This window comes from Pantoea sp. EABMAA-21 (genome assembly GCF_030053335.1).
In the GTDB taxonomy this organism is placed as follows: domain Bacteria; phylum Pseudomonadota; class Gammaproteobacteria; order Enterobacterales; family Enterobacteriaceae; genus Pantoea; species Pantoea communis.
Window position 1 is genome coordinate 84,407 of record NZ_JASGBX010000017.1, and the last position, 19,919, is coordinate 104,325.

The window sequence follows — 19,919 nt, forward strand, 5'->3', positions numbered from 1 at the left end:
ACCGGATTTACTGCGTTTCATGACCGATACTTTCTCTTCGCAACGTTTTTCTATCGCTCCGATGCTGGACTGGACCGATCGCCACTGCCGTTATTTTCACCGTAAGTTGAGCGGCGATACGCTGCTGTATACCGAAATGGTGACCACGGGCGCCATTATTCACGGCAAAGGCGATTATCTGGCTTACAGCGAAGAGGAGCATCCGCTGGCGCTGCAGTTGGGCGGCAGCGATCCGGCAGCCCTGGCGCAATGTGCGAAGCTGGCGGAAGCGCGCGGTTACGACGAGATTAACCTTAACGTCGGTTGCCCATCCGATCGCGTGCAGAATGGGCGCTTTGGTGCCTGTCTGATGGCTGACGCCGCGCTGGTCGCAGATTGCATTAAAGCGATGCGCGATGTGGTCAGTATTCCGGTGACGGTGAAAACCCGTATCGGAATTGATGAGCAGGACAGCTACGCATTTCTGTGTGATTTCATTGGTACGGTGGCCAATAAGGGCAACTGCGATACCTTTATTATCCATGCGCGTAAGGCATGGCTTTCTGGTTTAAGCCCGAAAGAGAACCGTGAGATTCCGCCGCTGGATTATCCGCGTGTCTATCAGCTGAAGCGTGATTTTCCGGCGCTGACCATGGCGATTAACGGCGGCATCAAGACGCTGGAAGAGGCGAAAACGCATTTGCAACATATGGATGGTGTGATGATGGGCCGTGAAGCGTATCAGAACCCCAGCATCCTGGCGCAAGTGGATAGTGAACTGTTCGGCCGCGATACGCCGTCTGTCGATCCGGTCGCGGTGGTGCGTGCGATGTACCCTTACATCGAAGCGGAGCTGAGCAAAGGCACCTATCTGGGGCACGTTACACGCCATATGCTGGGCCTGTTCCAGGGCATTCCTGGTGCGCGCCAGTGGCGTCGTCATTTAAGTGAGAATGCCCATAAGCCGGGTGCCGATGTACGGGTGCTGGAAGCGGCACTGGCGCTGGTCGCGGATAAGATTCCACAGGAAGCCTGATTGTAGGTGAGTCGCGGTGGGCCGGTGTGCCCGGCCATAAAAGGGCAGTCCGAACGCCAGGGAAAGCACACCTCTGTGCCGATCTGCCGCGCGAACATTCGCCCCATTTTTGGGAAACGGCCCGATGCTGCGCATGGCTGAAAACGCTCTCAGCCTATTTGTCTCTGGCGCGGAAGCTTTGCTTTTCTGACGGGCCATTTCTGTCCCTTCAGAGAAGCATCGCTGCCGTTAATACGGTTTAAAATGCACCAATAATTAGTGAATTTCATCACTGCTGAAATACCTCTTCTGAATATAACATCTTATTTTTCAATGTATTAACCGTATGCTTATATTGGCACGTATCTTGTAATGCACTCTGTGTTACTTACACAGGAGAGCCTTCGTGGAAATTTTATTTGTTATCGGCTTTTTTCTGATGCTGTTGCTGACTGGCGTTTCACTGCTGGGCGTTATCGCTGCATTGGTTGTTGCCACCGTTGTGATGTTCCTCGGCGGGTTATTCGCGATTGTTATCAAGTTGTTGCCGTGGCTGGTGTTGGCGGTGGTAGCCGTGTGGCTTTATCGCGCCTTTACGACACCGAGCGGTGAAGTGAAATTAAACAGACTGAAAAGAAAAATCAGTAAGTTAGAGCGGCGTGGTTGGCGCTAAATGCGGGAGCGATCACAGAGTCGATAATTGCTTAGTACGAATCTGCAATTAAACATATTTTTTACTTATGTTTTCTGTCAGGATGCGTAAAGTAATTCAAAACGAATTCATCGCCGCTGACCCTACACCAGCGCGAACTATAAAAAGAAAGAAAAAAGGGCTTCCTTCGGGAAGCCCTTAACTTTTTAGGGAATCAGCAAGCTGGAACCTTGCGTGGCGCGGCTCTCAAGAACCTGATGCGCGCGCACCGCATCGCTCAAGGCAAATTTCTGCTCTTCTGGTACCTTCAGCTGAATCGCACGACTGGCAATTAACGAGAACAACTCGTTGCTGGCATTATCCAGTTCCTGACGATTGGTAATGTAACCAAATAGCGAAGGGCGTGTGACAAACAGCGAACCTTTCTTGTTCAGAATCCCAAGATCAACGCCGGTGACGGGGCCCGAGGCATTACCAAAACTCACCATTAAGCCATGACGACGCAGGCTATCGAGAGAAGGCTCCCAGGTGTCTTTCCCCACCGAGTCATACACCACCGCGACCTTTTCACCGTCAGTCAATTCACTGACGCGCTGAGCGATATTCTCCTCGCGATAGTTAATGGTCGCCCAGGCACCGGCATTTTTTGCAATCTGCGCTTTTTCGGCGGAGCCCACGGTACCAATCAGATGCGCGCCCAGCGCTTTAGCCCACTGACAGGCAATCAGTCCCACGCCGCCCGCTGCGGCATGGAACAGGAAGATTTCATCGGCTTTCACTTTGTAGGTCTGACGCAGCAAATACTGCACGGTTAAGCCTTTCAAAAACGAGGCAGCACCTTGTTCAAAGCTAATGCTCTCCGGCAGGATCACCAGACGATCTTCCGCCACGTTATGCACTTCGCTATAGGCACCCAGCGCAGCCTGACAATAGACCACGCGATCGCCGGGCTTAAAGCGCGTCACGCCTGAGCCAACGCGTTTCACCACGCCAGCGGCTTCAGTGCCCAGCCCGGACGGGAAAGCTGTCACCGGATAGAGCCCGCTGCGCACATAGGTGTCGATATAGTTGATGCCAATCGCCTTATTTTCGACCTGAACCCCATGTTCGGCGGGATCGGCCAGCTCAAAATCGACCCATTGCAGTACCTCCGGGCCACCGTGTTGGTTGAACTGAATACGCTTTGCCATTCTGACTCCTGTGATTGTTCATCCTGGGACGGTATACTTGCGCGTCCCTTTCACGATCGGTAATGCATTCACTATGGCAGGAAATAAACCCACCAACAAATCCAACGAACCCCGCGATCGTCAGCTGGAAGGCGTGAAAATGCCGCCGCACTCTATTGAAGCGGAGCAGTCGGTGCTCGGTGGGTTGATGCTGGATAACGAACGCTGGGATAACGTCTCCGAGCGCGTGGTGGCGGATGATTTCTTCAACCGTTCGCACCGCATGATCTTCTCTGAGATGCAGCGTCTGCTGGAAATGGGCCAGCCGATTGACCTTATTACGCTCTCTGAATCGCTGGAAACACTGGGCGAGCTGGAGATGGCCGGTGGCTTTGCTTATCTTGCAGAGCTGGCGAAAAACACGCCAAGTGCAGCGAATATCGGCGCTTATGCGGATATCGTGCGTGAACGTGCCGTTGTGCGCCAAATGATCTCGGTCGCGAACCAAATTGCTGATGCCGGTTACGATCCGCAGGGGCGTAGCAGCGAAGAATTACTTGATTTCGCAGAATCCAACGTCTTTAAGATTGCTGAACAGCGCGCCAATAAAGCAGAAGGCCCGCAGAACATTGAGCAAATTCTGGAAGCCACGGTATCGCGTATTGAAGCGCTGGTGTCGACCCCGCACGATGGTGTCACCGGAGTGGATACCGGCTATCAGGATCTCAACAAAAAGACTGCCGGTTTGCAGGGTTCAGATTTGATCATCGTGGCGGCGCGTCCGTCGATGGGTAAAACCACTTTCGCCATGAACCTGTGCGAAAACGCCGCGATGCTACAAGACAAACCGGTGCTGATTTTCAGTCTGGAGATGCCCAGCGAACAGCTAATGATGCGTATGCTGGCGTCATTGTCGCGCGTGGACCAGACGCGCATTCGTACCGGCCAGCTGGAAGACGAAGATTGGGCGCGCATCTCTGCCACCATGGGCATCCTGCTTGAGAAGAAGAACATGTTTATCGATGATTCTTCTGGTCTGACGCCCACGGAAGTGCGTTCGCGCGCGCGCCGCGTGTTTCGTGAAAACGGCGGTTTAAGCCTGATCATGATCGACTATCTCCAGTTGATGCGCGTGCCGGCGCTATCGGACAACCGTACGCTGGAGATCGCAGAGATCTCGCGCTCGCTCAAGGCTTTGGCGAAAGAGCTGAATGTTCCGGTGGTGGCGTTGTCGCAGCTTAACCGCTCACTGGAGCAGCGCGCCGATAAACGTCCGGTGAACTCGGATCTGCGTGAATCGGGTTCGATCGAGCAGGATGCTGACTTGATTATGTTCATCTATCGCGATGAGGTGTATCACGAAAACAGCGATCTTAAAGGGATCGCCGAGATCATCCTCGGTAAGCAGCGTAACGGCCCTATCGGCACAGTACGATTGACCTTCAATGGCCAGTGGTCGCGTTTTGATAACTACGCAGGGCCGTCTTACGACGACGAATAATCCTTTCCAACGAGATGCATGCACGATTTGTGCATGCATTTCACGTCATCAGAAAATAGTGTTGGACAACCTTGGCTTTAATCAGGTTATCTGTACCAAAGCGCACCCTATAACGCTGTGGAAGCAGAATGACTCAGGTAGACGATTACGACCTTAAGATATTGACACTATTACAATCTAACGGCCGCCTTACCAATCAGGAACTCAGTGATTTAGTCGGTCTTTCGGCGTCTCAATGTTCACGCCGCCGCATCAATCTCGAACAGGCAAACCTCATCCTCGGCTATCACGCACGGCTCTCCCCGGACGCGGTGGGTCTTGGCATGGTGGGCTTGATTGAAGTGCGTTTAAAGAATCACACGCCAGATTATGAAGAGAGTTTCCATCGCATGGTAGCAGAGGAGGATGCGATTGTTGATGCCTTTAAAACCACCGGTGATGCTGATTATCTGCTGAAAGTGGCCGTGGCTGATTTAGCCTCGCTGAGTGCGTTGATCAGTCAGCTGGTGGCTGGCCATCAGAGTGTGGCCCATGTGAAAACCTCCGTGGTGTTGAGCCGTTTAAAAGAGAACGGCTTGATGATTATCCCCGAGCACAAAACGCGCCAAAAAAGTGCATGATGTGCTAATCTGGTGCAATTAACGCACATTGAATGCAAACAACGCGCACCAGAAAACAGATTTGTGCATGAATCAACGATTGAAGCTTGGGTTGATGCACAAAAACCTGCAATAAAAGCGCCTTAGATATCAATTGGATAATCGCTGGTACCCCATAGGTGGCGACTTAGCGCCGCCTATGTGGTGCGTTTTTTGCATTTGAACCGCATCATTTGCACTGAGATTACTCCATGGATAACGTTGTTCAACCCACTAAAATTCCTCATTCACGTATTGAAGATGCGCTGGCGATAGTGCTCGGCACGTTAATGGTTTCCTTTGGCGTGATGATGCTGAAACAGGCGGGCGCGCTGACTGGCAGCACTGCAGGTATCGCGTTCTTAATCAGCTATCTGACGCACCTCTCTTTTGGTAGCGCATTTTTCCTGATTAACCTGCCGTTTTACTGGCTGGCAGTGCGCCGCATGGGCTGGGAATTCACGATTAAAACGTTCTGCGCGGTGGGGCTGGTTTCACTGTTCACACACTTGCATCCGATGTTCATCCATTTTTCTGCGCTAAATCCGTTTTATGCGACATTGTTCGGTAACGTGGTGATGGGGATTGGGTTTATAGTGTTGTTTCGTCACAAAGCCAGTCTCGGCGGTATAAATATTTTGGCACTCTGGCTGCAGGACCGCATCGGTCTGCGCGCCGGCAAACTGCAAATGGCGGTAGATACCTGCGTGGTACTCGCTTCGCTTTTCGTGGTGTCGCTACCGATACTTTTGGCCTCAATTGCGGGCGCGGTGATCCTCAATCTCATCATCGCTATGAATCATCGTCCCGGCCGCTACATGGTTTGATGACGCCTCTTTACCGACTATTTATGACCAATCATGGAGATCTGCACCGTGTTTCAAAACGTTGATGCTTATGCTGGCGATCCAATTCTGTCGCTGATGGAAACCTTCAAACAGGACCCACGCGACAATAAAGTGAATCTGAGCATTGGTCTCTATTACAACGAGGCGGGCATCATTCCTCAGTTGCAAGCCGTGGCTGCCGCAGAAGAACGCCTGCAGGCGCAACCGCATCAGGCGTCACTTTACCTGCCGATGGAAGGCCTGGGCCCATACCGTAATGCGATTGCACCGCTGCTGTTTGGCAAAGAACACCCGATGCTGAAGGCCGGCCGCATTGCTTCCATCCAGACGTTGGGTGGCTCCGGTGCACTGAAAGTAGGGGCGGATTTCCTCAAGCGTTACTTCCCGAACTCAAATGTTTGGGTGAGCGATCCGACCTGGGAAAACCACATCGCAATTTTCAACGGTGCCGGTTTCGACGCACAGACTTATCCGTGGTACGACGAAGAGACCAACGGCGTGAAGTTTGATGCGTTTATTGCCAAGCTGAAAACGCTGCCGAAGCAATCTATCGTGCTGTTGCACCCATGCTGCCACAACCCGACGGGTGCGGATCTGACGAACGCACAGTGGGATGAAACCACCGAAGTATTGAAAGCGCAGGAACTGATTCCGTTCCTCGATATCGCTTATCAGGGCTTTGGTGCCGGTATGGAGCAGGATGCTTACGCGATTCGCGCGATTGCGGCTGCAGGCTTGCCAGCACTGGTCAGCAACTCATTCTCGAAAATCTTCTCGCTGTACGGCGAGCGCGTTGGCGGCCTGTCCATCGTGTGCGAGAGCGCAGAAGAATCTGCACGCGTGCTGGGTCAGCTGAAAGCCACCGTGCGTCGCAACTACTCCAGCCCGCCAAACTTTGGTGCGCAGGTGGTTTCTTGCGTACTGAACGATGAAGCACTGTTGAACAACTGGCTGGCCGAGGTGGAAGCTATGCGCCTGCGCATCATCGAAATGCGCCAGACGCTGGTCAACGTATTAAGCACCAAACTGCCAGGCAAAAACTTCGATTACCTGCTGAAGCAGCGCGGCATGTTCAGTTACACCGGTTTAAGCGCGCAGCAGGTTGATCGCCTGCGTGATGAGTTCGGCGTGTATCTGATCGCCAGCGGCCGCATGTGTGTGGCTGGCCTTAACAGCCGCAACGTTAACCAGGTGGCTGAGGCCTTTGCTGCCGTGATGTAACGCACTTCACCGCATGAGGAAACCGCCATGCCTTCGGGCTGGCGGTTTTTTTATGCGCGTTATCTGGTGCCACCGCCTTTACCTTTGGCTGAGTTGCTGCACACTTAAACGGTGTAATGACGTCTGTATCGAAACCGATGGCAGGCGTCATCGGGCCTCAAATCGGCCTCTACCAAGGAGAAAACAGCATGAACATTTCGGATCTCCTCACCTACTGCATGAGTAAGCCGGGTGCGGAGCAGAGCTATAAAAATGAATGGGATGCCACACAGGTAAAAAGCGAAGGCGTACTGTTTGTCATGGTGCATGAGGTGAAAGGGCGTCCGGCGCTGTCGTTGAAAACCTCGCCTGCGCTGGCCGATTTATTGCGCGAAGAGCACAGTGATGTGTTTCCGAGTGAGCATTTAAATAAGTCGCACTGGAGTACGCTGTGGCTGGATGGCTCGCTGAAGGATTCGCAGATTTATTATCTGGTGGAAGCTTCCTGGCAACAGGCTGACGCCACGCGTGCGGCGGGCGTCAGCCATGATGAAGACGCGCGCTAATTAAGCTGCTGACTCTTCACGCAGGGTGTTGATATCAATCACGAAGCGGTATTTCACGTCGCTTTTCAGCATACGTTCGTAGGCTTCGTTAATCTGGTTCATGGCGATCAGCTCGATATCTGAAGTGATACCGTGCTTGCCGCAGAAATCCAGCATCTCCTGTGTCTCAGCGATACCACCGATCAGTGAACCGGCAATGCTGCGACGTTTGAAGATCAGATTAAAGACCTGTGGAGCCGGATGATCGTGCTCTGGCGCGCCCACCAGCGTCATGTTGCCATCGCGTTTCAGCAGGGCAATAAACGGGTTGAGATCATGCTGAGCAGCCACGGTGTTGAGGATGAAATCGAAGCTGTTGTTGTGCTGCGCCATTTGATCAGCATCTTTCGAAATCACCACTTCATCAGCACCCAGGCGCTTACCGTCTTCAATCTTCGATGGTGAGGTGGTGAACAGCACCACATGCGCGCCCATCGCATGCGCGATTTTCACGCCCATATGGCCGAGGCCGCCCAGACCGACGATGCCCACTTTCTTACCTGGACCGACGTTCCAGTGACGCAGCGGTGAGTAGGTGGTGATACCGGCACACAGCAGCGGGGCAACGCCTGCCAGCTCAAGGTTTTCCGGCACGCGCAGCACAAAGCTTTCATCAACCACCATGCTGGTGGAGTAACCGCCGTAGGTGATGGCGCCGGTTTCGCGATCTTCACCGTTATAGGTGCCAACAAAACCGTTTTCGCAATACTGCTCCAGTCCTTCCTGGCAGCTTGGACAGCTGCGGCAGGAGTCAACCATACAGCCGACACCGACCAGATCGCCCACTTTGTATTTGTGAGTGTGGCCGCCAACGGCGGTAACGCGTCCAACGATCTCATGGCCTGGCACCACCGGGAAGATGGTGTTTTTCCATTCGTTGCGCGCCTGATGCAGGTCAGAGTGGCAAACGCCACAGTACAACACTTCAATCTGCACATCATGAGCGCGCAGCTCGCGCGGCTTATAGTCGAACGGGGCGAGTTTAGTTTTCGCGTCCTGTGCGGCATAGGCATGCGTAATATTCATGGTGTCTCCAATCGGGTGTGTCGTGAGTGTTTTGCGGGATCCCGTTCAGCGAGCTGAAGGGATAAAGGCGTAACGAGCTACGCCAAAAAGGAACTGTGTAAGGATAGTCAGCAGGATGAGATGCGTATATGCCTGAAGTTGTCTGATTCTTGCCTGTTTCTGCATTTTGCTGCGGAATCTGACAGCGAGGTATCAGGCCCGACTGACTGCAATATTCAGCGAGTAAACTAGAGAGTGCGGCGTCTGTGGATTGAAAGAAATAAGAAGGCCCGCACTGCGGGCCTTCAATTTTACTTCTTCTTCAACATCGGCTTAAGGAAGCGAGCGGTGTGGGATTTTTCACACTCCGCCACGGTTTCTGGCGTGCCAGAAATCAGGATTTCGCCGCCGCCGCTACCACCTTCTGGGCCGAGATCGACAATCCAGTCAGCGGTTTTGATCACGTCGAGGTTGTGTTCAATCACCACAATGGTATTGCCCTGATCGCGCAGCTGATGCAGCACTTCCAGCAACTGCTGAATATCAGCAAAGTGCAGACCCGTGGTTGGCTCATCAAGGATATAGAGCGTCTGCCCGGTACCGCGTTTCGACAGCTCACGCGCCAGTTTCACACGCTGCGCTTCACCGCCTGACAGCGTGGTTGCAGACTGACCGAGGCGAATGTAGGACAAGCCCACGTCGATCAGCGTTTGCAGTTTACGCGCCAGCGCAGGGACGGCATCAAAGAACTCACGCGCTTCTTCGATAGTCATATCCAGCACTTCGTGAATGCCTTTGCCTTTGTATTTAATCTCCAGCGTTTCGCGGTTATAGCGTTTGCCTTTGCACTGATCGCACGGCACATACACATCCGGCAGGAAGTGCATTTCGACCTTGATCACGCCATCGCCCTGGCAGGCTTCGCAACGTCCACCGCGCACGTTAAAGCTGAAGCGTCCTGGATTGTAGCCACGGGAACGTGCTTCAGGTACACCGGCAAACAGCTCACGCACCGGGGTGAAAATGCCGGTGTAAGTAGCAGGGTTCGAGCGCGGCGTACGGCCAATAGGGCTCTGGTCAATGTCGATGACTTTATCGAAATGCTCAAGACCGGCGATCTCGCGATAAGGTGCCACCTCCGTGGTGGTCGCGCCGTTCAGCTGACGCTGCGCAATCGGGAACAACGTATCGTTAATCAGCGTGGATTTACCGGAACCGGATACACCGGTGATACAGGTAAACAGACCCACCGGAATCGTCAATGTGACGTCTTTCAGGTTGTTGCCGCGCGCACCGGTAAGTTTCAGCACTTTTGCCGGATCGCCTTTCACGCGTTGTTGCGGAATGGCGATTTCGCGCTTGCCACTCAGATACTGACCGGTCAGCGAAGCTTCGTTAGCCATAATGGCATTCACGTCACCCTCAGCCACCACCTGACCGCCGTGCACACCCGCGCCAGGACCGATATCAATCACGTGGTCAGCGGCGCGAATCGCATCTTCATCGTGCTCGACCACAATCACGGTGTTGCCGAGATCGCGCAGGTGAATCAGCGTACCAAGCAGACGTTCGTTATCGCGCTGATGCAGACCAATTGAGGGCTCATCCAGCACATACATCACGCCCACCAAACCCGCACCGATTTGACTTGCCAGACGAATACGCTGCGCTTCGCCGCCAGAGAGGGTTTCTGCGGAACGCGACATCGACAGATAATTCAAACCGACATTAACGAGGAAGCTCAGGCGATCGCCGATCTCTTTCAGGATTTTTTCGGCGATCTGCGCACGCTGCCCGCTCAGTTTCAGATTGCGGAAGAAGTCGGTGGCATGGCCAATACTCATCTCAGAGATGGTCGGCAGGTTGGTATTATCAACAAATACATGGCGTGCTTCACGGCGCAGGCGTGTGCCTTCGCAGCTGGTGCAGGAGCGGTTGCTGATGAATTTCGCCAACTCTTCACGCACCGCATTGGATTCCGTCTCTTTATAACGGCGTTCCATGTTGTGCAGCACACCTTCAAACGGATGACGACGTACCGAAGTGTCGCCCCGATCGTTGATGTATTTAAATTCGATACTCTCTTTGCCGGAACCGTACAGAATCACTTCACGCGCTTTGTCGCTCAGGCTGTTAAACGGCGCTTCGACATCGAAATCCAGATGCTCTGCCAGCGAGCGCAACATCTGGAAGTAATAGAAGTTGCGGCGATCCCAGCCACGAATTGCACCGCCAGCCAGTGACAGTTCAGGGTTCTGCACCACACGATCGGGATCGAAATACTGCTGCACGCCGAGCCCATCACACGTTGGGCAGGCACCAGCCGGGTTGTTGAACGAGAACAGGCGCGGTTCCAGTTCACTCATGCTGTAGCCACAAATAGGGCAGGCAAAGTTAGCCGAGAACAGCAGCTCTTCGGCATCGCTGTCATCCATGTCGGCGACGATGGCGGTGCCACCACTCAGTGCCAACGTGGTTTCAAAGGATTCGGCTAAGCGCGTTGCCAGGTCATCGCGCACGCGGAAGCGGTCCACCACGACTTCGATGGTGTGTTTTTTCTGCAGTTCCAGCTTTGGCGGATCGGAGAGATCACAGACTTCGCCATCGATACGGGCGCGGATGTAGCCTTGCGCCGCGAGGTTTTCCAGCGTTTTGGTGTGTTCGCCTTTGCGATCTTTCACCACGGGTGCCAACAGCATCAGACGACGGCCTTCTTCCTGCGCCATCACCTGATCCACCATCTGGCTCACGGTCTGTGCTGCCAGCGGAACATCGTGATCCGGGCAGCGCGGCTCACCCACACGGGCAAACAGCAGACGCAGATAGTCATGGATTTCGGTAATGGTCCCGACCGTCGAGCGCGGGTTATGCGATGTGGATTTCTGCTCAATAGAGATAGCGGGCGAGAGACCTTCAATATGGTCCACGTCCGGTTTCTCCATTAATGAAAGAAACTGGCGCGCATAGGCCGAGAGCGATTCAACATAGCGACGCTGACCTTCGGCATACAACGTATCAAACGCCAGCGAAGACTTACCGGAACCCGACAGACCGGTGACCACAATCAGCTTATCGCGAGGGATGATCAGGTTGATATTCTTCAAATTATGGGTGCGAGCACCGCGGACTTCGATCTTATCCATTCACCTTTCCCGGATTGAACAACACTCGCCATGCCTTGCCAGCATGACCAGCAGAAACGCGTTAGTATGGCACAAAAAATAAACTGAATAAATATCCAGTGTTTTTGCTATTCTGTGTGCCAAATAAAAATTGCGAGCCTGCTCTGAAGTGGGCACCGTCATTGTGACGTGATACAATTTTTGGCTTAGACTTTTAGCATCAACTCATCGGGAGACAGCAACATGGCCAGTCGTGGCGTAAACAAAGTGATTCTTGTCGGGAATCTGGGTCAGGATCCGGAAGTGCGCTACATGCCAAATGGTGGCGCGGTAGCCAACATTACGCTGGCCACGTCGGAAAGCTGGCGCGACAAGCAAACCGGTGAAAACAAAGAGATCACTGAATGGCACCGCGTTGTGCTGTTCGGCAAACTGGCTGAAGTGGCGGGTGAATACCTGCGTAAAGGCTCTCAGGTTTACATCGAAGGCCAGCTGCGTACCCGTAAATGGCAGGATCAGAGCGGTCAGGAAAAATACACCACCGAAGTGGTTGTTAACGTTGGCGGCACCATGCAGATGCTGGGTGGACGTCAGCAGGGCGCGAACGCAGGCGGCGCACCAATGGGCGGCCAGGGCGGCGGCAATAACAACGGTTGGGGCCAGCCACAGCAACCTCAGCAGCAGCCTCAGGGCGGCAACCAGTTCAGCGGCGGCGCACAACAGCGTCCGCAGCAGCAGAGCGCACCGGCGAACAACGAACCGCCAATGGACTTTGACGACGACATCCCGTTCTGAGTCAACGCTCACGCATAACTACTCGCTAAGGCCTCGTTTTACGGGGCTTTTTTGTATCTGGCTCTCAGGTTTCTCAATCAAAAGAAGGGACGCATTTCCCATCAAGGAGTGATAATGAAACAGCATCAGGCAGAAGTGTTATTAAAAACCGCACTGGCGGATGAGCAGGCTCAGTTTCGTCGAGGGCAGTGGGAAGCGATTGATGCTTTGGTCAATCATCGACAGAAATTATTGGTGGTGCAGCGCACGGGTTGGGGTAAAAGCTCCGTCTATTTTATCAGCGCCAAAATTTTTCGCGATCGCGGTATGGGTCCGACCATCATTGTTTCACCGCTACTGGCGCTGATGCGTAACCAAATTGAGTCGGCTCGTCGACTGGGTATTGTTGCTGAAACCCTCAATTCTTCGAACAGCAGTGCCTGGTCTTCAGTGACACAACGGGTGCTGGACAATCAGGTCGATTGTTTACTCATCTCTCCAGAACGTCTCGCCAATGATCAATTCATCGAAACCGTACTGCAGCCGATTGCCAACCGTATCGCGCTCATGGTGATTGACGAGGCGCACTGTATCTCCGATTGGGGGCACGATTTCCGTCCTGACTATCGGCGCATTGTCAGCATCTTGCGGCAACTACCGGCGAATACGCCAGTGCTCGGCACCACCGCTACCGCCAATAATCGTGTCGTTGCAGATATACAGCAACAGATGGGCGACATTGTGATTCAGCGCGGTGAGCTGATTCGTAAAAGTCTGGCGCTGCAAACGCTCATTTTGCCGAATCAGGCCTCTCGCCTTGCCTGGCTGGCGCAGGTCATTCCCTCTCTTCCGGGAACCGGTATCGTCTATACGCTCACCGTGCGGGATGCCGAGCAGGTTGCGGCCTGGTTACGCACGCAGCACATTGATGCGCGCGCCTATCATGGCAGCGTTGAGGCCGCTGGTTTCGACAGCAGCAACGACTATCGTCAACACCTTGAGACCTTGCTGCTAACTAACCAATTGAAAGTTTTGGTGGCCACCACCGCACTGGGAATGGGATATGACAAACCTGATTTGAGCTTCGTGCTGCACTATCAGACACCCGCTTCCATTGTTGCTTACTACCAACAGGTAGGGCGTGCAGGACGTGGCATCGACCATGCGGTTGGCGTGCTGATGTCAGGCGGTGAAGATCGCGATATTCACCAGTTTTTCCGGCAGTCTGCTTTTCCAGCAGAAACTCAGGTATATGATATTTTGCAAGTGCTGGAGGAGAGTGATGGGTTGTCGATTCGTGATATCGAACAGCAGACCAATCTGCGCCAGGGGCAAATTGAAAAAGTGCTGAAATTGCTCAGCGTTGAGAATCCTGCTCCGGTGATTAAGGTCAAATCCCAATGGCGGAGAACGCCGGTCGCTTATCTGCTGGATCGCGAACGTATCGTGCATCTGACGCAACAGCGCGAGCAAGAGTGGCAGGAGGTGCAGCGTTATATCTCACAGCGCAGTTGCCTGATGACGTTTCTGCGATTATCACTGGATGACACAGACCCCGTATCCTGTGGCAAATGTGCCAGCTGCCTCGGTCGACCTTTGATTGACCCGCAGGTGGATGCGACACTGGCTCATCAGGCAGCGACCTTTCTACAGCGCGCCGAAACGGTGATTTTGCCCAAAATTCAGGTGGCTGCTCAGGCATTTGAAGAGTACGGTTTTCGCGGCAATTTACCTGCCGCTCTGCGTGCGCAGGAAGGTCGGGTGCTTTCGCGCTGGGGAGATGCCGGATGGGGATCTCGCGTAGTGGCCGAGAAAGCAGCCGGTCATTTCAGTGATGAGCTGGTTGCTGCCATAGTGGAAATGATTGAACAGCGCTGGCAGCCAGCACCTGCTCCACGGTGGGTTTGCTGCGTACCGTCGTTGCGTCAGCCTCAATTGGTAGCGGATTTTGCCCGCCGATTGGCACAGCGACTCGGCATACCCTTTGTCGATGCACTGCAGAAAGTGAAAGATAACCCTCAGCAACGTCTGCAGAATAATCGCTTCCATCAATGTCGTAATCTGGATGGCGCATTTTCCACCAGCGCTGACCTGCCTGCCACTGCCGTGTTACTGGTAGACGATATTGTCGATTCAGGCTGGACGATGGCAGTGACTGCAGCCCTGCTTCAGCAAGCGGGTAGCGGCATTGTCTATCCACTGGCGCTGGCAACCTCAACGGTGAAAGAGTGATGAATTTATCTCCTGTTGCACAGGCAACGCTTTTGTTAACCAGCGACTTCTCGCGCCAGAGTGAGGATGAGGTGAAGCCGCTAGGTAATGCTGAATGGGGGCGATTCGCCCTGTGGCTGAAACAACAATCTGCAACACCCGCCGATCTGCTCGGCTCTGGTGCTGATGTCATGCTAGCCAGCTGGGTTGATTCTCATATCACGCGCGAGCGTATTGAAGCGCTACTGAGCCGTGGACATAGCCTGGCGTTAGCGATTGAACGCTGGCAGCGTGCGGGGTTGTGGGTGTTAACACGTTCTGACGCTGAATATCCAAGGCTGCTAAAGCAACAGCTGCGCACTGACGCGCCGCCGGTGCTATTCGGCTGTGGTGATATCACTCTGTTAAATCACCCAGGCCTTGCGGTGGTTGGGTCAAGAAATGCCAGCGAGCGGGATTTAACGTTCAGTCGTCAGGTTGCGGCAAGAATTGTCTCTGCGAATATAAATCTGATTTCGGGTGGTGCACGAGGCATTGATGAAGCCGCGATGCTGGGCGCTTTGCAACATAACGGAGCCGTCATTGGTGTCCTCAGTGATAGTCTGCTCACCGCTGCGACCAGCGCCAAATGGCGTAAAGGTCTCATGGCAGGAAAGTTATTGCTGCTTTCGCCTTTCTATCCGGAAGCAGGCTTTACTGTGGGTCACGCGATGGCGCGCAATCGATATGTTTATTGCCTGGCGAAGAGTGCGTTGGTCGTACACGCGGGTCACAAGGGCGGTACGCTGGCTGGTGCGGAAGAGAATCTGCGCAAGAAATGGGTACCGTTGTGGGTTAAGCCGACCGACGATGTACAGGCCAGCAACGCCCAACTGGTCACACAGGGTGGGCAATGGTGCGCTGCTCACCCCGATGACATTGATGTTGCGCAATGGATGACGACTCATCGTCATCAGCCTTACCAGCAGGATGATCTATTGAGCGGCGCATGGCACACGATGCCCGACAAGATCGCGGATGCTAATGTGGCTCAGGAACCAGAAGGAATCTGGCATCCATCCGATTTTTACCTGATTTTTCAGGCGCAATTGCCTGCACTGGCCGCCTATCCGGTCACGATTGAAGATCTGGGCTTGCGAACCGGTCTGCATCAGATTCAGCTGACTGAATGGTTGCAGCGTGCGGAGCATGAGGGGCTGATTGAACAGCTGGCAGGATCAAACCGTTATCAATGGAAGCGTAAAATCTAGCTGCTGAATGCCGCCCATAATGGAAGCCGGACAATTCTGCCCGGCAAAGTGACTGCTAATGCGGCCGCCACTCCCGCAAAATCACCTCAGTATCACGCACTAACACCGGGTTGCCCGGCAGAATCAAATCCGCCCAGATTTCATTGTGCTGATTGATCTGCTGTTGTGCGGAAACGTAAGTCCGGTCAGCGGTGGTATGCGCATCGGCGGCAACGGTGATGTGATAGCCCAGGCTGGCACCCACTTTGATGGTGGTATCCACGCAGTAATCGGTCGCGCAGCCGCAAATCACAAAGCTCTCAATGCCATGTTGATCAAGCTGAGCCGCCAGGTCGGTTTGCCAAAAACTGTCACAGGCGGTCTTGTTAACGTAGATCGCGTTGGCTGGCTGATCCAATTCCGGCACGATCTGCCAACCTTCGCTGTTTACTTCGAGGCCTGGCTCAACGTGCTGAATGAAAATCACCTGATCGGCCGCTGCCGTCAGTTGATTGATGCGCTGACAACGTCCGTCACGATCAAAACGTGGCGAAGCCAGCACGCCGTTTTGCATATCCACTACCACGACAACCCGATTAGCCATCACTGCCTCCTTTATATAGAGGATGACAGTATCGCGATTGTTACGCATGCAGGTAAAGCAAATCTGTTTTGCATTTCAGCTCGCCGCCGCGCATGCTAATTAACCTGTTTTTAGGAGGTGTGACGTGAAGGTGGTTCCGGAAATCTTTCCTGATAAGTGCGATCAGGCGCAGTTCCAGCATTTTGCTGAACTGCCGGGTATCGAGCTGTATCAGGCGCACATCTCGCGTTACGCTTTTGAGCCGCATACCCATGAAGCCTTCGGTATCGGCACCATTGAATCGGGTGCACAGCGTTTTCGCTACCGCGGCACGCACTATACGGCACCGCAGCATTCACTGGTAATGATGAACCCTGATGAATTGCACACCGGGGAATCGGCCTGTGATGAGGGCTGGCGTTATCGCATGATCTATATTGATCCGCAGGAGATGGAGCGGCTTACCGGCGATCGTCACTGGTGGTTTAGTGAAGCGTTGCGCACAGATGTCCGCCTGGCACAGCCCTTTTCCCAGCGTCTGGCACAGATGTGGCAAGCCACCAGTGCGCTGGAACGCGAGAGTCTGTTGCTGGAACTGCTGGAGCTATTACGCCCGCTGGCACATCAGGGAAAATCCCGACCCGAAGAGGGCGCCCATCGCTTTGATGCGGTAAAAGCCTATTTGCGTGAAAACCTGGCGGAGCCGGTTCGTCTTGATGAGCTGGCCGCCCTGGCGTCTTTGTCGCCGTGGCATTTTCTCCGCAGTTTTAAACACCACTTCCATGTTACGCCACATCAGATGCTGATGGCCTTTCGCCTGTTCGAAGCCAAGCAACGTTTAGGAATGGGAGAAAGCGCGGCTTCGGTAGCGGCGGCTGTTGGATTGACCGATCAGGCACACCTCACGCGCGCGTTTGCTCACCGTTATGGCATCACGCCAGGGCGTTATCAAAAGCAAGTTTTCCCCTCACGTTAACCGCAATCTGCTACAAGCCTTTATTATCCGGTTACGCCACACTGCGGCGGAAAAGTGATAAAGGAAAAGAGAATGTTTGCTGGAATCGTATTTGCACTTGCCGCAGGACTGATGTGGGGGCTGATTTTTGTCGGCCCACTGTTGATCCCAGACTATCCGGGCACCCTACAATCAGCCGGACGCTATGTGGCATTCGGTCTGGTCGTCTTGCCGCTGGCGTGGCTGGATCGCCGCCGTCTTAAACAACTGGCGCGCAAAGATTGGCTGGAGGCGCTGAAATTATCGCTGGTCGGTAATCTGCTCTATTACGCCTGCCTCGCCAGCGCTATCCAGCGCACCGGTGCGCCCATCTCGACCATGATAATTGGCACCTTGCCGGTGGTCATCACCGTGACGGCCAACCTTTGCTACGGCCATCTTGAAGGGCGACTTTCCTGGCGTAAACTCTTTCCGGCGCTACTGATTATTGCTGCTGGCCTGGGCTGCGTGAATGCCGCTGAGATGCAAATGCAGGGACCGGAATTTGACTGGTCGCGCTACCTGACAGGGCTGTTACTGGCGATTTTAGCGGTCGCCTGCTGGACCTGGTATCCGCTGCGCAATGGCATCTGGCTGCGCGCGCATCCACAGCATAAAGCCGGTAGCTGGGCAACGGCACAAGGGTTGGTGACCTTACCGCTGGCGCTGGTGTTCTATTTATTCGTGTGCGGTCAGCTTTACTGGCAGCAGCCTGAGTTCGCTCTGCCATTTGGCCCACAGCCCACGCGTTTTCTCCTCATCATGCTGGCGATTGGGCTGATATGTTCATGGTTAGGCACGCTATGCTGGAATGCGGCCAGCCAGCGTGTGCCAACGGTCATCATGGGGCCGCTGATTGTGTTCGAAACGCTGGCGGGTCTGCTGTGGACCTTCCTCTGGCGACAGAGCTGGCCGCCGCTGCTCACTGGCATTGGTATTGGCTGTCTCATCGTTGGCGTAATCTATGCCATGCGTATTAAACCGCAGCCGAAAGTCAGCGCGCTTTAACATGAATTTCTGGCTGCTGAGTAGAGGGGCTCAGCAGCCCTTTCTTCAGTTTTTTTAGGAATTTGCCCCCTCTGTTTTGCGCTCCTCTTCGCCATTTATATCCTCAGTCACCACCGCGATATAACTTTCCCTCGCTTATCCTTGCCTGTTTTTACCCCACTTTGTCATAACTCATGTTGCATTCAGGGGGGCAATCCTGTCACTCCAGCGGGTGGAAACGAGGTGATAACCCGCGGGGAAGGCTAAAAAAACCGGCGCCGGCAGGGTTAAAAAGGTGTTCTATCTGCATTTTTACTGCGATTTGGCACTGAAAATCACCGCTTTAAGCCACCATTTTCTCAAGATGCTGCTCCGGTGTTGAGAAACATCCGCTGAATTTGCATGAAAAAATGATTAAACACAGCGATGAATTACCGGGCGATATTTCCCATAAGTCGCCATTTTTTACTGTTATTGTTTAGGCATGATAACGTTTCCTATCAGGAAGAATCCTGGTGTCATTATCAGCTTATTGATCTTGATAAATGCCATCGTACGATCGTCACTTAAAGTGATAGATCCAATTAAAAGAAGATAACCTGTGTGACTGATTACATGGCGTTGTTCATGAATGCTTAACAGAATTGTCTGCATTCAGGTCTGAACATTAATATCGATAAAGTAATAAAACGAAGCGCCAATCTCACCGTAATGAGATTGGGCTGCGTATGAAAGGCTTGAATAGCGAGACTTTTGCTGATGTGAATCAATTTTACCGCAAAAAAGGAAGCAAATCCGCGATGATATTCATCAGGAAAAATTGGTGCGAATTGTTATGTTACGAACGCCGAATTAAATGATCTTCATCTCTTCTGGTAAGAACAAATCTCAGCATTAAGTCAAATAACAACGGTCTTAATGGTGTTAGCGATTATCGGAGCCTGAAGGATAGTGGTAAACGCTGCGGCTAATATCCAGCAAACGACAGCTGCGACGCGTTCCAATGTCGAAGGTGGTTTGAAGGAAGTTAACGGCTTGCCGCTTCTCATTTGTAGTGAAGAAGTTTTTCAGCACGCTTTGCAGCATCTCTTTATCGGAACTCAACGACTGCAGTTCACGGGTAAGGTTTTGTAGTTGATCCTCCAACTCTTTAATTTTTCTGCCTTCTTCTGAAGAAAGCCCAGAGAACTTTTTCTTCCAGCTGTAGAAGGTGGCCTCGGAAATGCCAAGCTCTTCACAAATCTCCCTGACTTTCACTCCCGTTTCAGAAGCTTTAATGGCATTTGTGATTTGCTCTTCGCTATATCGTGACTTTCTCATAAATGCTCTTACCTTTCTTATCAATTAGTGGATGAGAATTACTGTATTAATATCTGGTACTGCAAAAAGAGTATTAATGCAGTATTA

Annotated in this window: 17 protein-coding genes; 12 read left to right on the plus strand and 5 right to left on the minus strand. The window is 53.1% G+C overall.

Annotation, left to right across the window (positions count from 1 at the left end):
- Window positions 1-19 precede the first annotated feature (19 nt).
- Window positions 20-1,015: a tRNA dihydrouridine(20/20a) synthase DusA gene (gene dusA / locus QMZ65_RS20870; RefSeq protein WP_283216617.1), complete on the plus strand. Its 996-nt coding sequence runs from the start codon at window positions 20-22 to the stop codon at window positions 1,013-1,015.
- Between the two features lie 385 nt (window positions 1,016-1,400).
- Window positions 1,401-1,667 carry an envelope stress response protein PspG gene (pspG, locus tag QMZ65_RS20875; RefSeq protein WP_097118946.1) on the plus strand — a complete coding sequence of 89 codons (267 nt, stop codon included), beginning with the start codon at window positions 1,401-1,403 and terminating at the stop codon, window positions 1,665-1,667.
- Between the two features lie 185 nt (window positions 1,668-1,852).
- On the opposite strand, the gene QMZ65_RS20880 is transcribed toward pspG, so the two are convergent.
- A complete protein-coding gene (locus QMZ65_RS20880; RefSeq protein WP_283216618.1) occupies window positions 1,853-2,836 on the minus strand; it encodes a quinone oxidoreductase in 984 nt (327 codons plus the stop codon).
- 73 nt (window positions 2,837-2,909) lie between these two features.
- Between QMZ65_RS20880 and dnaB the strand changes: the two genes are divergently transcribed.
- From dnaB to QMZ65_RS20905, 5 genes are all read left to right on the plus strand, one after another.
- Entirely contained in the window at window positions 2,910-4,316 is a 1,407-nt protein-coding gene (gene dnaB, locus QMZ65_RS20885; protein ID WP_097118948.1) for a replicative DNA helicase, read from the plus strand.
- 128 nt (window positions 4,317-4,444) lie between these two features.
- Window positions 4,445-4,936, plus strand: a complete 492-nt coding sequence (locus tag QMZ65_RS20890) for an Lrp/AsnC family transcriptional regulator (RefSeq protein WP_034826932.1) — start codon at window positions 4,445-4,447, stop codon at window positions 4,934-4,936.
- Window positions 4,937-5,166: 230 nt separating this feature from the next.
- Window positions 5,167-5,781, plus strand: a complete 615-nt coding sequence (locus tag QMZ65_RS20895) for a YitT family protein (protein WP_034826930.1) — start codon at window positions 5,167-5,169, stop codon at window positions 5,779-5,781.
- A 48-nt stretch (window positions 5,782-5,829) separates the two neighbouring features.
- A complete protein-coding gene (locus QMZ65_RS20900; RefSeq protein ID WP_097119024.1) occupies window positions 5,830-7,023 on the plus strand; it encodes an amino acid aminotransferase in 1,194 nt (397 codons plus the stop codon).
- Between the two features lie 188 nt (window positions 7,024-7,211).
- Window positions 7,212-7,568, plus strand: a complete 357-nt coding sequence (locus QMZ65_RS20905; RefSeq protein WP_283216619.1) for an MmcQ/YjbR family DNA-binding protein — start codon at window positions 7,212-7,214, stop codon at window positions 7,566-7,568.
- Here the strand turns inward: QMZ65_RS20905 and QMZ65_RS20910 are convergent, their stop codons facing one another.
- Both QMZ65_RS20910 and uvrA read right to left on the minus strand, forming a co-directional pair.
- The gene (locus QMZ65_RS20910; protein ID WP_034826924.1) at window positions 7,569-8,633 is read right to left on the minus strand and encodes an NAD(P)-dependent alcohol dehydrogenase; all 1,065 of its coding nucleotides are present in this window, start codon (window positions 8,631-8,633) and stop codon (window positions 7,569-7,571) included.
- A gap of 290 nt (window positions 8,634-8,923) precedes the next feature.
- The gene (gene uvrA, locus QMZ65_RS20915) at window positions 8,924-11,755 is read right to left on the minus strand and encodes an excinuclease ABC subunit UvrA (protein ID WP_283216620.1); all 2,832 of its coding nucleotides are present in this window, start codon (window positions 11,753-11,755) and stop codon (window positions 8,924-8,926) included.
- Between the two features lie 222 nt (window positions 11,756-11,977).
- On the opposite strand from uvrA, the gene ssb1 reads away from it, so the two are divergent.
- From ssb1 to QMZ65_RS20930, 3 genes are all read left to right on the plus strand, one after another.
- On the plus strand, window positions 11,978-12,529 hold the full coding sequence (gene ssb1, locus QMZ65_RS20920; RefSeq protein WP_034826920.1) for a single-stranded DNA-binding protein SSB1: 552 nt from the start codon (window positions 11,978-11,980) through the stop codon (window positions 12,527-12,529).
- 114 nt (window positions 12,530-12,643) lie between these two features.
- Complete coding sequence (locus tag QMZ65_RS20925; RefSeq protein ID WP_283216621.1) at window positions 12,644-14,740, plus strand: RecQ family ATP-dependent DNA helicase; 2,097 nt, start codon at window positions 12,644-12,646, stop codon at window positions 14,738-14,740.
- The gene (locus QMZ65_RS20930; RefSeq protein ID WP_097118953.1) at window positions 14,740-15,969 is read left to right on the plus strand and encodes a DNA-processing protein DprA; all 1,230 of its coding nucleotides are present in this window, start codon (window positions 14,740-14,742) and stop codon (window positions 15,967-15,969) included. The genes QMZ65_RS20925 and QMZ65_RS20930 overlap by 1 nt, the downstream gene beginning before the upstream one ends.
- 55 nt (window positions 15,970-16,024) lie before the next feature.
- On the opposite strand, the gene QMZ65_RS20935 is transcribed toward QMZ65_RS20930, so the two are convergent.
- Window positions 16,025-16,552, minus strand: a complete 528-nt coding sequence (locus QMZ65_RS20935; protein WP_097118954.1) for an isochorismatase family protein — start codon at window positions 16,550-16,552, stop codon at window positions 16,025-16,027.
- A 124-nt stretch (window positions 16,553-16,676) separates the two neighbouring features.
- On the opposite strand from QMZ65_RS20935, the gene QMZ65_RS20940 reads away from it, so the two are divergent.
- Window positions 16,677-17,507: an AraC family transcriptional regulator gene (locus QMZ65_RS20940; RefSeq protein WP_097118955.1), complete on the plus strand. Its 831-nt coding sequence runs from the start codon at window positions 16,677-16,679 to the stop codon at window positions 17,505-17,507.
- Window positions 17,508-17,579: 72 nt separating this feature from the next.
- Window positions 17,580-18,533 carry a DMT family transporter gene (locus QMZ65_RS20945; RefSeq protein WP_058960082.1) on the plus strand — a complete coding sequence of 318 codons (954 nt, stop codon included), beginning with the start codon at window positions 17,580-17,582 and terminating at the stop codon, window positions 18,531-18,533.
- Window positions 18,534-19,436: 903 nt separating this feature from the next.
- Here QMZ65_RS20945 and QMZ65_RS20950 read toward each other — a convergent pair.
- A complete protein-coding gene (locus tag QMZ65_RS20950) occupies window positions 19,437-19,832 on the minus strand; it encodes a transposase (protein WP_097118957.1) in 396 nt (131 codons plus the stop codon).
- Window positions 19,833-19,919: the final 87 nt, after the last annotated feature.